The organism is Pantoea sp. M_9 (genome assembly GCF_008631385.1).
Taxonomy (GTDB): Bacteria; Pseudomonadota; Gammaproteobacteria; order Enterobacterales; family Enterobacteriaceae; genus Pantoea; species Pantoea eucrina.
The window spans coordinates 180,164-193,550 of record NZ_VWUF01000001.1 but is presented as its reverse complement, the minus strand read 5'-3'; the positions used below and the strand labels follow the sequence as shown (position 1 = coordinate 193,550).

12 protein-coding genes are annotated in these 13,387 nt (G+C 58.1%); 7 read left to right on the top strand and 5 right to left on the bottom strand.

The genetic code is table 11. The features are described 5' to 3' along the window. The first annotated feature begins 106 nt into the window (after positions 1 to 106). Positions 107 to 1,672, top strand: a complete 1,566-nt coding sequence (gene tyrR / locus F3I15_RS00805; RefSeq protein ID WP_150016195.1) for a transcriptional regulator TyrR — start codon at positions 107 to 109, stop codon at positions 1,670 to 1,672. A 61-nt stretch (positions 1,673 to 1,733) separates the two neighbouring features. Here tyrR and tpx read toward each other — a convergent pair whose 3' ends face one another. Beyond that, the gene (gene tpx / locus F3I15_RS00800; RefSeq protein WP_039384481.1) at positions 1,734 to 2,237 is read right to left on the bottom strand and encodes a thiol peroxidase; all 504 of its coding nucleotides are present in this window, start codon (positions 2,235 to 2,237) and stop codon (positions 1,734 to 1,736) included. A gap of 149 nt (positions 2,238 to 2,386) precedes the next feature. Between tpx and ycjG the strand changes: the two genes are divergently transcribed. Continuing rightward, positions 2,387 to 3,373, top strand: a complete 987-nt coding sequence (gene ycjG, locus F3I15_RS00795; RefSeq protein WP_150016194.1) for an L-Ala-D/L-Glu epimerase — start codon at positions 2,387 to 2,389, stop codon at positions 3,371 to 3,373. Here the strand turns inward: ycjG and mpaA are convergent. Then, complete coding sequence (gene mpaA / locus F3I15_RS00790; protein ID WP_150016193.1) at positions 3,342 to 4,055, bottom strand: murein tripeptide amidase MpaA; 714 nt, start codon at positions 4,053 to 4,055, stop codon at positions 3,342 to 3,344. The genes ycjG and mpaA overlap by 32 nt on opposite strands. A gap of 183 nt (positions 4,056 to 4,238) precedes the next feature. Between mpaA and F3I15_RS00785 the strand changes: the two genes are divergently transcribed. The 3 genes from F3I15_RS00785 (at position 4,239) to F3I15_RS18110 (ending at position 7,330) form a co-directional block, all read left to right on the top strand. Beyond that, positions 4,239 to 5,858: an ABC transporter substrate-binding protein gene (locus F3I15_RS00785; RefSeq protein WP_150016192.1), complete on the top strand. Its 1,620-nt coding sequence runs from the start codon at positions 4,239 to 4,241 to the stop codon at positions 5,856 to 5,858. A 95-nt stretch (positions 5,859 to 5,953) separates the two neighbouring features. After that, a complete protein-coding gene (gene zntB / locus F3I15_RS00780) occupies positions 5,954 to 6,937 on the top strand; it encodes a zinc transporter ZntB (protein ID WP_039384477.1) in 984 nt (327 codons plus the stop codon). A 246-nt stretch (positions 6,938 to 7,183) separates the two neighbouring features. Then, the gene (locus F3I15_RS18110; protein WP_166713867.1) at positions 7,184 to 7,330 is read left to right on the top strand and encodes a hypothetical protein; all 147 of its coding nucleotides are present in this window, start codon (positions 7,184 to 7,186) and stop codon (positions 7,328 to 7,330) included. Positions 7,331 to 7,377: 47 nt separating this feature from the next. On the opposite strand, the gene ttcA is transcribed toward F3I15_RS18110, so the two are convergent. Both ttcA and F3I15_RS00770 read right to left on the bottom strand, forming a co-directional pair. After that, the gene (gene ttcA / locus F3I15_RS00775) at positions 7,378 to 8,313 is read right to left on the bottom strand and encodes a tRNA 2-thiocytidine(32) synthetase TtcA (RefSeq protein WP_150016191.1); all 936 of its coding nucleotides are present in this window, start codon (positions 8,311 to 8,313) and stop codon (positions 7,378 to 7,380) included. Positions 8,314 to 8,492: 179 nt separating this feature from the next. Further along, positions 8,493 to 9,149, bottom strand: coding sequence for an MgtC/SapB family protein (locus F3I15_RS00770; protein ID WP_150016190.1), 657 nt, complete (start codon positions 9,147 to 9,149; stop codon positions 8,493 to 8,495). 180 nt (positions 9,150 to 9,329) lie between these two features. Between F3I15_RS00770 and F3I15_RS00765 the strand changes: the two genes are divergently transcribed. Further along, positions 9,330 to 9,602, top strand: coding sequence for a DUF333 domain-containing protein (locus tag F3I15_RS00765; protein ID WP_039384475.1), 273 nt, complete (start codon positions 9,330 to 9,332; stop codon positions 9,600 to 9,602). Positions 9,603 to 9,617: 15 nt separating this feature from the next. On the opposite strand, the gene F3I15_RS00760 is transcribed toward F3I15_RS00765, so the two are convergent. After that, positions 9,618 to 10,610 (bottom strand): 2-hydroxyacid dehydrogenase, encoded by a 993-nt coding sequence (locus F3I15_RS00760; protein ID WP_150016189.1) that lies wholly within the window; start codon positions 10,608 to 10,610, stop codon positions 9,618 to 9,620. A 164-nt stretch (positions 10,611 to 10,774) separates the two neighbouring features. Here F3I15_RS00760 and F3I15_RS00755 point away from each other — a divergent pair, with 164 nt between their 5' ends. After that, positions 10,775 to 13,387, top strand: coding sequence for a YdbH family protein (locus tag F3I15_RS00755; protein ID WP_150016188.1), 2,613 nt, complete (start codon positions 10,775 to 10,777; stop codon positions 13,385 to 13,387).

Sequence of the window (13,387 nt, the reverse complement as noted above, 5' to 3'; positions counted from 1 at the left end):
AAGGAAATCTGTGCTGTACTGTCAACTTTTCATGACACAGCCCTTCTGAGGTACTGCAAGTTAGCGTATTATCTCTGAAATCAAAACCTGACTAAGGCTTACTGCCATGCGTTTGGAAGTTTTTTGTCATGACCGAATCGGTCTGGCGCGTGAACTGCTCGACCTGCTGGTCGCCCGCAATATCGATTTACGCGGCATCGAAATCGCCCCGCAGGGTCGCATCTATCTCAGCTTCTCTGCGCTGGAGTTTGACGCTTTCAGCAGCCTGATGGCAGAGATCCGGCGTACGCCCGGCGTGACCGACGTGCGCACCGTGGCGTATCTGCCCTCAGAACGTGAGCATCGTGCGCTCAGCGCACTGCTGGTGGCGATGCCGGAACCGGTCTTCTCTATCGATCTCAAAGGCAAGATTGAGCTGGCTAATCCGGCGGCGCAGCATCTGTTTGCGCTGGATGAGCAGAAAATCCGCAATCATAGCGTGGCGTCACTGATTGGCGGCGTGAACTTTCAGCGCTGGCTGGAGAGCGAACGGGTAGAGGCGCAGACCCAGCACGTAGTGATTCAGGGGCGTGATTTTCTGATGGAGGCGCGACCCATCTATCTCGCAAACAGCGATGAGCAGGGCGACAACCCGGTAGGCGCAATGATTACGCTGAAGTCTACGGCACGCATGGGACGTCAGCTGCAGAACCTCAGCGTCACGGATGAGTCAGAGTTTGACCATATCGTGGCGGTGACGCCCAAAATGCGTCAGGTCATTGAGCAGGCGCGTAAACTGGCGATGCACGATGCGCCGCTGCTGATAGTGGGCGATACCGGTACCGGCAAAGATATGCTGGCACGCGCCTGCCACCTGCGCAGCGCGCGCGGTAAAAAACCGTTTCTCGCGCTGAACTGCGGTTCGATTCCGGACGACGTGGCGGAGAGCGAGCTGTTTGGTCACGCTGCCGGCGCCTATCCCAACGCGCTGGAGGGGAAGAAGGGCTTTTTTGAGCAGGCGAGCGGCGGCTCGGTGCTGCTGGACGAGATCGGTGAGATGTCGCCGCGTATGCAGACCAAGCTGCTGCGTTTTCTCAACGACGGGACCTTTCGCCGCGTAGGCGAAGATCATGAAGTGCATGTTGATGTCCGGGTGATCTGCGCCACGCAAAAGAATCTGGTTGAGATGGTACAGCGCGGGGAGTTCCGTGAAGATCTCTTTTACCGGCTTAACGTGCTGACGCTGAATCTGCCGCCGCTGCGCGAGCGTCCGCTCGATATTCTGCCGCTGACGGAGATGTTTGTGGCGCGTTTTGCCGATGAGCAGGGGCTGCCGCGCCCGCGCCTGTCACCACAGCTGCTGCCGTTCCTGACGCGCTACAGCTGGCCGGGCAATGTCCGGCAGCTGAAAAACACGCTTTATCGGGCTATGACGCAGCTCGAAGGTTATGAGCTGCGTCCGCAGGATATCGTGCTGCCGGAGCAGGCGCTGGATGTGTCGCTGGGTGAAGAGGCGCTGGAGGGATCGCTGGATGAGATTACCGGCCGCTTTGAGCGTTCGGTGCTGACCCGGCTCTATCTCTCTTATCCCAGCACGCGTAAGCTGGCCAAACGTCTGGGCGTATCGCACACGGCGATTGCCAATAAACTGCGTGAATATGGGTTAGGGCAGAAGCGCGGAGAGAGTGAATAGCTGCGCTGGCGTGTTCTGAACAGGAAAACCGTCCCGCAGGGACGGTTTTTTTATGGGCAACTTACTTCAGCGCGGCCAGCGCTGCATCGTAATCCGGCTCTTCGGTGATCTCATTGACCAGCTGGCTGTAAAGCACTTTGTCATTCTCATCAAGCACCACTACCGCACGGGCGGTCAGGCCTTTTAACGGGCCGTCAGAGATGGCGACACCATAATTCTCTTTAAACTCTGAGCCGCGCATGGCGGAAAGCGTGACCACATTAGCGACATTCTCCGCGCCGCAGAAACGTGACTGGGCAAACGGCAGGTCAGCTGAAATGCAGAGTACCACGGTGTTGCTGGTATCACCGGAGCGCTCGTTAAACTTGCGAACCGAGGCGGCGCAGACGCCGGTATCGATACTCGGGAAGATGTTCAGCACTTTGCGCTTTCCGGCATAGTCTGCCAGCGAAACATCAGCCAGATCTTTAGTGACCAGCGTAAAAGGCTGCGCCTGCTCGCCTGCCTGCGGGAAGTGGCCGGCAACCGGAACAGGATTACCCTGAAAGTGAACGTTCTGTGACATACAATCTCCTTTTTAAATGAAAAGTCAGCGCAGCGCGCGACTTTACGAAAACCGCTAAAGTTTATGCCATAATTTTTAGGGGTTTACGATGACCTTTCTTGTAATAATCGCTCAGCTTCACATCAGGCGCACAATTTTAAGGTGTAAAAATGAGAACAGTGAAGAGTTATCCTGAAGCCTGGCCACTGCATTCGCCGTTCGTTATCTCGCGCGGCAGCCGGACGGAAGCGCAGGTTGTGGTGGTGGAAATTGAAGAGAACGGCATCAAAGGCACCGGAGAAGCGACCCCGTATGCCCGTTATGGTGAGAGCGAGGCCTCAGTGCTGGCGCAGATTGCCGCTCAGCTGCCTGCGCTGCAGCAGGGCTTAACCCGAAGCGCGCTGCAGCAGGCGATGCCGGCGGGTGCGGCGCGCAATGCCATTGATTGCGCACTCTGGGATCTGGAACGCCAGCAGCGTGGAGAGACGCTGGCCGCGCTGTGCGATCGCCCTCTGGCCGGGCAGGTAGCTACGGTGCGCACCATCAGTATCGATACGCCAGAAGCGATGGCCAGCAGCGCGCTGGCGCTGTGGCAGCACGGTGCAAAGCTGCTCAAAGTGAAAATGGATAATCATCTGATCAGTGAGCGGCTGGTAGCGATTCGCAGCGCGGTACCGGAAGCGACCCTGATTATCGACGCAAATGAATCCTGGGAAGCGGAAGGACTGGCGGCACGCTGTCAGCTGCTGGCGGATCTCAATATTGCGATGCTGGAGCAGCCGCTGCCCGCCGGGCAGGATGCTGCGCTGGCAAATTTTGTCCATCCGCTGCCGATTTGCGCGGATGAGAGTTGTCACACGCGCGACAGCCTGGCGGAACTGGCGGGGCGCTACGAGATGATCAATATCAAGCTGGATAAAACCGGCGGCCTGACAGAGGCGCTGGCGCTGGCTGCTGCCGCACGGGAGCAGGGATTTACGCTGATGCTGGGCTGTATGCTCTGTACCTCGCGCGCTATCCGGGCCGCGCTGCCGCTGGTTTCACAGGCTGCCTTCGCCGATCTCGATGGCCCGACCTGGCTGGCAGCCGATGTCGATCCCGCGCTCTCGTTCAGCTATGGCACGCTTAATGCGGCGCCTGCCAGCGCAGCAGATTAATCATCGCCTCAAGATAGCGTTCGGTCGCCTCATCAACGGAAATCGGCGGCATTTCCGCCGTAATGCACAGCAGCCCTAAATCGGCGCACCAGCTGCCAAAAGAACCCGGCGTAGCGTATCCCACGCTGCTCACCACCGGCAGGGCGGTGTGCTCTCCCAGCCAGCGCGCCAGCGCGCTGTGGTGGGGATCGTCGATACAGGCCAGCGGTTCATGCCATGAGACCACCCAGCGCGGCTGCAGCTGATGGATCAGCTGGCACAGCGCGCTGGTTTCAGGTTCGGAGGCGGGCTTCTCACCGGTGGAGAGCACCACATCGCGCGCGTCAGCCGCGCTGTTCCAGCGGTAGTGGGTGTCGCCCCGCTGCCAGTTAGCGGCGGGAAAGTTACGGTTGAGATCGACGCCGCGCGCGTTGGCGCGTAGCCCGAGCTGACAGCCGTCCGGATTCACGGCCAGAATGACATGATGGCGGCGCAGGGAGGCGGGCAGCGTCCGCAGCGCGGCGGAAAGCGTGGCGATTGCGGCGTTCTCATCGCCGTGAGTGCCGGCGATGATCAGCCCGCTCTCTTCATCAGCTGACTGCGCCGGAAACCAGAGCAGCGGGGCGCCAAGTGCCGAGCGGCCATACTGTTGCCAGGCTGCATCGAGCTGACCGCGCTGCGGTCGCGGGTGATGAAATGACATATCGGGCTCTCCTGTGAGCGGCTCTGCAAACGAGCGGGGCGCGCGCCTGTCCGGCACTACATTAACGGTAAACAGCAAACCGGGAAATAGCTACATACCAATCAGCAATTTGCGTTACAGTTGCCGGAGTTGCTGGCGACATTACCCACTTCAGGTCGCCCTTTTTTCTGCTAAGGAGTGATGATGAAGCCTCTGTTTTCCCTCACGGCGCTGGCGCTGATCGTCAGCAGCACGTTTTTCCCGGCTACTGCTGCTGAAATACCAGCGGGCGCGCAGCTCGCCAGCCAGCAGACAATTGTTCGCCACATCAAAGATGAACCCGCCTCGCTTGATCCCATGAAAGCCGTGGGATTGCCGGAAATTCAGGTCATGCGCGACCTGTTTGAAGGCCTTACCAGTCAGGATGCAAACGGCCAGATTGTGCCCGGCGTCGCTGAGAGCTGGAGCAGTAATGACAATAAAATCTGGCTGTTTACCCTGCGCAAAGATGCGCGCTGGTCAGATGGCAGCCCGGTCACCGCGCAGGATTTTGTCTATAGCTGGCAGCGACTGGTCGATCCAAAAAACAGTTCGCCTTTTGCCTGGTTTGCGGCGCTAAGCGGTATTGAAAATGCGGAAGCGATTACCAAAGGCAGCATGAGTCCGGATAAACTGGGCGTAACGGCCACCGATGCCACTCACCTCAAAGTGACGCTGTCACGACCGGTGCCGTGGCTGCCAGCCATGATGGCTAACGCCGCGCTGTTTCCCGTGCCGCAAAAAATTATCCAGGCTGAAGGTGACGCGTGGACCGCACCGGGCAAGCTGGTGGGAAATGGCGCCTATCAGTTACAAACGCGGGTGGTAAACGAAAAGATTGTCCTGGTGCGCAATAAACATTACTGGGACGACAAGCATTCAGTGCTGACGCAGGTGACCTTTCTGCCCATCAATGAGGAGTCCAGCGCCACCAAGCGCTACCGCGCCGGGGATATCGATATCACCGAATCATTCCCGAAAAATATGTTTGCGCTACTGAAAAAGAGCCTGCCGGGTGAGGTCTATACCCCTGACCAGCTCGGGACCTACTACTACGCCTTTAATACGCAGAAAGGGCCAACGGCTGATGTGCGCGTGCGTAAAGCGCTTTCGTGGAGTATCGATCGCCGCATCATTGCAGAGAAGGTGCTGGGCACCGGCGAGAAGCCGGCGTGGCATTTCACTCCCGATGTGACAGCCGGTTTTACGCCACAGCAGAGCTATCTGCAGCAGCATAGCCAGCAGGAGCTGAATGCGCAGGCGAAAGCGCTGCTCGCAGCTGCGGGCTACGGTCCGGCTAAGCCGCTGCATCTGACGCTGCTCTACAACACCTCAGAGAGCCACCAGAAAATTGCTATCGCCGTCGCCTCGATGTGGAAAAAGAATCTGGGTGCAGAGGTTACGCTGCAAAATCAGGAGTGGAAAACCTATATCGACAGCCGCAACAGCGGAAATTTTGATGTGATCCGCGCCTCGTGGGTGGGTGATTATAACGAACCCTCAACCTTTCTCAGTCTGCTGACGGCCAGCCATAGCGGGAATATTGCGCGTTTCAACAGCGCGGAGTATGACGCACTACTGGCGAAAGCGAGTACTGAAACCAGCGTGCAGGCGCGTAACGCGGATTATAACAAAGCGGAGCAGATCATTGCCGATCAGGCACCCATTGCACCGCTCTATCAATATACAAACGGCCGCCTGATAAAACCGTGGGTAAAAGGGTATCCCATCACTAATCCGGAAGATGTGGCTTACAGCCGCGAATTATGGATTGAAAAGCACTGAGTACCTTGCGTCACGTTTGCATACACCGGCGTGATTGCAACTGAAAGGCGCGGCGCTAGACTGTAGCCTGTTGATTGAGAGCGTGGAGTGGGGACGTGAACGTTATTGAAGGGAAAGCATTACAGGTATCAGATGCGATTATTGCCTGTCAGTTTGATGGCAAAGGTGGCGTTATCGCCATTAAAGATGACGACATCATCCACTGCGAGCGCCACTGCTGGCTGCATCTTAATTACGCACAGCGCCAGAGCGCGGAGTGGCTGCAGAATACGCCGCTGATCCCTGATGCCGTGCGCGATGCGCTGGCAGGCGACAGTATGCGGCCGCGCGTCACGCGGCTTGGCGACGGGTTTATGATTGTGCTACGCAGCGTGAACCACAACGCCGACTCGCGTCCCGATCAGCTGGTGGCGATGCGCGTATTCATTAATGACAAACTGATCGTCTCTACGCGCCGCCGCAAAGTTAACGCGATAGATGAAGTGCTCAACGAGCTGCAGCATGGCAATGGCCCGGCAGACGGTGGCAGCTGGCTGGTGGACGTCTGCGACGCGCTGACCGATCACGCCAGCGAATTTATTGAAGATATGCACGACAAGATTATTGAGCTGGAAGATGCGCTAATGGATCAGCAGGTGCCGGCCAGAGGCGAGCTGGCGCTGCTGCGCAAGCAGCTGATCGTTATGCGCCGCTATATGGCACCACAGCGCGATGTTTATGCGCGACTGGCCAGCGAGAAGCTCCCGTGGATGAGTGACGACGACCGGCGACGCATGCAGGACGTGGCGGACCGTCTGGGGCGCGGCCTGGACGATCTCAACGCCGGCGTGGCGCGCACCGGCATTCTCGCTGATGAGGTCGCCTCGCTGCTGGCGGAGTCGATGAACCGCCGGACGTATACTATGTCACTGATGGCGATGATTTTCCTGCCAGCGACCTTTCTCACCGGACTGTTTGGCGTCAACCTCGGTGGCATTCCGGGCGGTAACTGGCAGCACGGTTTTCTGCTGTTTTGTCTGATCCTGCTGCTGATGGTCGGCGGCGTGGCGGTATGGCTGAAAAAACGCAAATGGCTGTAGCAAACGCGGGAAAAGCTGATCGATATCAACTCATCCTGCGGAAAATCGCGGCACACTCTCTTTCGCAGGTGAATGCAACGTCAAGCGATGGGCGTTGTACTCCATATTGTCTTACTTCCTGTTTGCGAATTACTGCATAGCACAGTTAATTCCTCTGACACCGGCCCCAGGGCCGGTTTTTTTTATGCTGGCTTGTTCAGCAAAGCTTTCCTACGCTTAAAGTACGTTCCGCAACAGGAGAAAGCGATGCAAGCTATCCACGCCAGTGAGCCGATCCCAACCGACCCGGTACCGATTCCGGAGCCTGTTCCGCAGCCGCAGCCCATTCCGGAGCCGGAGCCGCCGCACGATCCCGATGTGCCACCCATCAGCGATCCGCCGCCGCATCAATAAAAAAAGGCGCGTGCCTCGGGGCCGCGCCTTTCTGGTTCTCAGCAGAACTACTTTATCTCTAATACATCCAGCCGCAGCTCTGCGGTTGCTGCTGCATCCTCATCCGGCTGCCAGCCCGCGGGCTGCACCGGCAGCGTCTCGCGATCGAAGCCAATATCACCACCATCAACCACTTCATCGCCATGGCGGATGCCTTTGAAATCGAACAGGCTGATATCCGCCATATGCGAAGGCACAATGTTCTGCATGGCGCTGAACATGGTTTCAATGCGGCCCGGAAAACGTTTATCCCAGTCGCGCAGCATATCGGCCACCACCTGACGCTGCAGGTTGGGCTGTGAACCGCACAGGTTGCAGGGGATGATCGGGTACTGGCGCGCTTCAGCAAAGCGGATAATATCCTTTTCACGACAGTAGGCGAGAGGGCGGATAACAATATGTTTGCCGTCATCACTCATCAGCTTGGGCGGCATGCCTTTCATTTTGCCGCCGTAGAACATATTGAGAAACAGCGTCTGCAGGATATCGTCGCGATGATGGCCGAGCGCAATTTTAGTACAGCCCAGCTCGCTGGCAGTGCGATAGAGAATACCGCGACGCAGACGCGAACAGAGTGAGCAGGTGGTTTTGCCTTCCGGGATCTTCTCTTTAACAATAGAGTAAGTATCTTCGGTGACAATTTTATACTCCACGCCCAGTGTCTCAAGATAAGCGGGCAAAATATGCGCCGGGAAGCCGGGCTGCTTCTGATCGAGATTGACCGCCACCAGCGAAAAATTCACCGGCGCGCTCTGCTGCAGGCTGCGCAGGATCTCCAGCATGGTATAGCTGTCTTTACCGCCTGAGAGACAGACCATGATGCGGTCGCCTTCTTCAATCATGTTGAAGTCAGCAATCGCTTCGCCGACGTTGCGGCGCAGGCGCTTCTGCAGTTTGTTAAAGTTGTATTGCTCTTTTTTTGTTACGTCTTGATTTTCTGACATTATTTTCACGCTTGAGAGTGCCGGCGAACAGAACAGGCGGCTGAAACCCGCATTAGCGGTCATAAACCTGTAGTTATGGATGCGTATGGTACGGATTGCGCGCGCGAATACCAGCCTCGCGTGAACGCTTTTAATCTGTTGCCGCATCCGTGGCTAATAATTTTGCCCGGTCTGCGCCTCTATACCATCTCCAGCGACTGTACTCCTTTAATGTCCATGACCTTCTCATAAAGGGTGTGGCGCGGTGCCCGGCGGGAGAGGGTGACTTCTACGCTGAGTTCACACAGGCCGCTCTCTTCGTCACGGTTGACCACCGCGATATGCCCGTAGCGGATCCCTTCACGCTGCAGCACCAGTAACACCAGCGGGACGCTTTTGGCTTTCAGATGCACGATCAGCGTATGGTGGCGGCCAATCAGCCAGTGGCTGAGGCGGCGAAAAACCTCCAGCACCACCAGCGCCAGCAGCGTGCCATAAATGCCAATTTCATACATGCCGCTACCGATAACCAGGCCGATGGCGGCGGTAACCCACAGACCCGCTGCGGTAGTCAGGCCTTTTACAATCTGCTTCTGAATAATGATGGTCCCGGCCCCGAGAAAGCCCATCCCGCTGACGACCTGCGCCGCGATGCGGCTGGGATCAAGACCCACATGGTCGCTGCTGAGCATATCGGCAAAGCCATATTTTGACACCAGCATAAACAGGGCGCTGCCGATCCCCACCAGAATATGGGTACGCAGACCCGCCTCTTTTGCCCGCATCTGACGCTCAAGTCCGATAAGCCCGCCGAGAACGCCGGCCAGCGCGATGCGTAACAGCATATCGGTTAACATAATTTCCCCTGAGCAATTGAAATAACGGATTATTTTAGAANAAAAATCTTCTCTTCAGGATAATTCTGCTTGCAATGAAAGGTCTGAAATTTTGTAAAAAGCTATGTCCGCACTCGATTCGCAGCGGAGGCTGTCATATGCTGTGAACACTTTTCGTCCCCTGTCCCCGGAGTCCGACTAATGAAAGCTGCCTCTTTACTGCTGGCTGGTGCAGCACTGCTGCTCTCCGCCTGCAGCAGTACCCCTGATAACGAACCGCCGCAGCAGGCGACCGCGGCTCACGTCCAGCCGCACGTGGTGATGTCCGCGATGGCAGAAAGCAGCTGCAGCGGGGCCGGGGGCACGCTGGCATTTTCCCGCCAGCTGGATGGTTCACGTATCGGCATGTGTCAGCTGTCAAACGGCCGCCGCTGCGATGAACAGGCGCTGATGGGTGGCACCTGCGCCCGCTGATGCGGGCACACTATTTCAGGGCTTAACCCGGTTCGGGCACGCCTCGTCCTGATCGAGCTGCTGCAGATTACTCAGCGTGGTTTCTGAGATGGCGGTCAGGGCTTCTGCGGTCAGAAACGCCTGATGTCCGGTGAACAGCACGTTGTGGCAGGCAGAGAGGCGGCGGAAAATGTCGTCCTGAATGACGTCGTTCGATTTGTCCTCAAAAAACAGGTCGCGTTCATTTTCATAGACGTCCATTCCCAGCGAACCAATCTTCTGCTGTTTCAGCGCTTCAATCGCCGCCTGCGAATCGATCAGGCCGCCACGGCTGGTATTGATGATCATCACGCCATCTTTCATTTCGCTGAACGCCTGTGCGTTGAGCAGATGATGATTTTCCGGCGTCATCGGGCAGTGCAGCGTAATCACATCCGAGCGGGCAAACAGCGTTTTCAGATCGACATATTCTGCACCCAGCTCAAGCGCAGCGTCGCTCGGGTAGGGATCATAGGCCAGCAGCTTCATGCCAAAGCCTTTCAGGATGCGCAGCGTAGCCACGCCGATTTTTCCCGTACCGACCACGCCTGCGGTTTTATTATGCATGTTGAAGCCGGTCAGGCCATCGAGCGAAAAGTTTGCGTCACGGGTGCGCTGATAAGCACGATGAATGCGGCGATTCAGCGCCATCATCATACCCACCGTGTGTTCCGCCACCGCTTCCGGGGAGTAGGCGGGCACGCGTACTACCTCCAGGCCCAGCTCAGCAGCCGCCTGCAGATCGACGTTATTGAATCCGGCACAGCGCAGAGCAATATACTTAATGCCCAATGCCGCCAGCTCCTCCAGCACCGCTCTGCCGCCGTCGTCATTTACGAAAATACAGACCGCGTCACAGCCGGCGGCATTTTTTGCCGTATCCTCGCTGAGCAGGAAGTCAAAAAACACCAGCTCAAATCCAAAACGGGCGTTGACCTGCTCTAAATATTTCTGGTCATAGTGCTTGGTGCTGTAAACCGCAACTTTCATTGTTTCGCTCCTGAAAAATGCCATGTCGGTATCATCAAAGGATAACGGTTTCTGCGCGACTTTGCTTTTCTTCACGCAGCAGACCAGGCTAACACCTTCATTTGCGAATGATTACGTGCCATCATTTCGGCAGGAAAATATAAACAACAGGATAGTTACCCGCCATGACGCGTGGCCTTCGCCGACTACTTGCCGCCTTGCTGGCGCTGATTCTGCTGCTGCTGGGCCTGCTGCTGACGCTGACGCAGTGGCTGCCACGGCTGGCCGGCATCTGGCTGCCGGATGAAACGCGCATCGAAATCACGGGCAGGCCGGGCTGGCAGCAGGGTGCAGTGACGCTGCCGCAGCTGCGTTACCTGACGGGCAGCTGTACGCTGGCTGAGGTTGAACAGGTGGCGCTGGGGCGCTCACAGCAGCGCTGGCAGCTTAGCGCGCAGCGCGTCACGCTTAACAGCGCCTGCTGGCAGTCGCTGCCATCGCAGCCAGCTTCCGCCGTACCGCGTACGCTGGCCGACTGGCAGCAGCGCCTGCCGGGAGCCGATGTGCATATCGGCAGGCTGGCCGTTCTGCCGTGGCAGCACTATGCCGGTGAACTTGATCTCACGCTTGCACCGGAACAGCAGCAGCTGCGCTATCGCGGCGATAATCTCAGCCTGAGCGCGCGCCTGCAGGGCCAGACGCTGACGGTAAACGCTTTTAAGTTACAACATACTTTGTTGGCACAACCACTAGCGCTGCATGGCAGCGTGACGCTGCCTGCATTTGCAGATGGCTTACCAGTGACCGGTTCACTGCAGAGTGAGCTGCGCGTGGCTCAGTGGCCGCAGCCGCTGACGCTGGATCTGCAGTGGCAGCAGCAGCAGGGTAAATTAATCGTTCAGGAGCAGGGCGATAAGACACCGCTGCTTGAGCTGCCGTGGCAGAGCGACCGCGACACGTTTCAGATCGCCGGCGGGCGCTGGCGCTGGCCTTTAGCCGGTCAGATGCTGTCAGGCGGCGTGGGGCTGAGGCTGACCGGATGGCAGCAGGGAATGGACAACCTGCGCGTGCAGGGACGGCTGAATCTGCTGACGCAGGGGCGCGGCGGGAAAGGTAATGTAGTACTGAGCGTCGGGCCGGGACCGCTGCGCATAACGGATAACGCGCTGCCGCTGCGCATTACCGGCGAGAGTAAATTTGCCGGGCTGCAGCTCTATGGCAGCCTGCCCGGCGAGCTGCGCGGCGCCCTCAGCGCGCCGACGCTGACGTTCCAGCCGGGTGCGCTGCTGCGCCTGCGCGGTCAGCTGCTGGATCTCCCGGAAGTGGATGAAGCGCGCTGGCCGCTGGCGGGCGTTTCGCTCTCAGCGCAGGGCATTGATGGCCGGCTGCAGGCGATTCTGACGGCGCATAAGCGCGACTATGGTCACTTTACGCTGCATCTGGATGGCCGCGCGGCCGCGTTCTGGCCAGACAGCGGCAGCTGGCGCTGGCGCTACTGGGGCGACGGCAAACTGCAGCCGTTTAATGCAGAGTGGGATGTTACAGGTACCGGCAGCTGGCTGGATCAGCGCATTACGCTGGATACGCTCAATACCGGCCTGAATCAGCTGGCGTGGGGGCCGGTGCAGATTGATCGGCCGCGTATCCGGCTCACTGCACCGCTGAACTGGCAGCGGGATAGCACGCAGCCCGGTTTTACAGGCAGTTTTCGTCTTGATGCAGGGCAAACGCACTTCAGCTACGGCGGCTGGCTGCCGCCTGCAGGGCTGACATTTGATGTAAAAGGGCGCGATCCGGCACGGTTTTTATGGCGTGGTGAACTGCGCGCTGAAGATATCGGCCCGCTGCGCGTGCACGGGCGCTGGGATGGTGAGCGGCTACGCGGTGAGGCCTGGTGGCCGGCACAGTCGCTGCGTGTGTTCCAGCCACTGCTCAATAACGACTTAAAAATGCGTATCCGCAGCGGTGAGCTGCGGGCGCAGGTTGCGTTTTCAGCCGGAGCCCGCCAGGAATTTCAGGCAGGCGGCTTCTTTGCGGTTCAGCAGGGCAGTCTGCTGCTGCCGGACAGTGACATCAACGGCATCGACTTTGCGCTGCCGTTTCGCTATCGCGCTCAGCAGTGGCAGCTGGGGCGGCGCGGACCGGTTTCGCTGCGTATCCGCGAGGTTAACAATCAGTTTGCGCTGCAGAATATCACGGCCGATCTGCAGGGTTACTATCCCTGGCAGGAGAGAGAGCCGCTTACCCTGAGTAACGTGACGCTCGATTTGCTGGGCGGGCACGTCAGTATGCCGGCGCTGCGCATGCCGCAGCGCGAAGCGGCCAGGATTTCGCTACGCCAGATCGATCTCAGCCGGCTGGTGACGGCACTCAAGCCCAAACAGTTTGCCATGTCGGGTAAGGTGAACGGCGAGCTGCCGCTCTGGCTCAGTAATCCGCAGTGGCTGATCAGAAATGGCTGGATCGCTAACAGCGGGCCGCTCACGTTTCGGCTGGATAAGGATACGGCAGACGCGATTGTGAAAGACAATGTCGCCGCCGGGGCGGCGCTGAGCTGGCTGCGCTATCTGGAGATTTCACGCTCCTGGGCCACACTCGATCTGGATAATACCGGTAATCTGGTGATGCAGTCGCAGGTCACCGGCGTCAGCCAGTTCAGTAACCGGCGCCAGACAATCAATCTCAACTATCGTCATCAGGAGAATCTGTTCCAGCTATGGCGCAGCCTGCGCTTTGGCGATAATTTACAATCCTGGGTGGAGCAGAACGCCACCCTGCCATCAAAGAGGGATCCCTGA

What these genes read in the sequence shown, in the direction of transcription:
- ycjG (WP_150016194.1), top strand. Translation starts at nt 2,387, where the DNA reads ATGAGAACAGTGAAGAGTTATCCTGAAGCCTGGCCACTGCATTCGCCG.
- tyrR (WP_150016195.1), top strand. Translation starts at nt 107, where the DNA reads ATGCGTTTGGAAGTTTTTTGTCATGACCGAATCGGTCTGGCGCGTGAA.
- F3I15_RS00765 (WP_039384475.1), top strand. Translation starts at nt 9,330, where the DNA reads ATGAAAGCTGCCTCTTTACTGCTGGCTGGTGCAGCACTGCTGCTCTCC.
- ttcA (WP_150016191.1), bottom strand. Translation starts at nt 8,313, where the DNA reads ATGTCAGAAAATCAAGACGTAACAAAAAAAGAGCAATACAACTTTAAC.
- F3I15_RS00785 (WP_150016192.1), top strand. Translation starts at nt 4,239, where the DNA reads ATGAAGCCTCTGTTTTCCCTCACGGCGCTGGCGCTGATCGTCAGCAGC.
- F3I15_RS00760 (WP_150016189.1), bottom strand. Translation starts at nt 10,610, where the DNA reads ATGAAAGTTGCGGTTTACAGCACCAAGCACTATGACCAGAAATATTTA.
- F3I15_RS00755 (WP_150016188.1), top strand. Translation starts at nt 10,775, where the DNA reads ATGACGCGTGGCCTTCGCCGACTACTTGCCGCCTTGCTGGCGCTGATT.
- tpx (WP_039384481.1), bottom strand. Translation starts at nt 2,237, where the DNA reads ATGTCACAGAACGTTCACTTTCAGGGTAATCCTGTTCCGGTTGCCGGC.
- mpaA (WP_150016193.1), bottom strand. Translation starts at nt 4,055, where the DNA reads ATGTCATTTCATCACCCGCGACCGCAGCGCGGTCAGCTCGATGCAGCC.
- F3I15_RS18110 (WP_166713867.1), top strand. Translation starts at nt 7,184, where the DNA reads ATGCAAGCTATCCACGCCAGTGAGCCGATCCCAACCGACCCGGTACCG.
- F3I15_RS00770 (WP_150016190.1), bottom strand. Translation starts at nt 9,149, where the DNA reads ATGTTAACCGATATGCTGTTACGCATCGCGCTGGCCGGCGTTCTCGGC.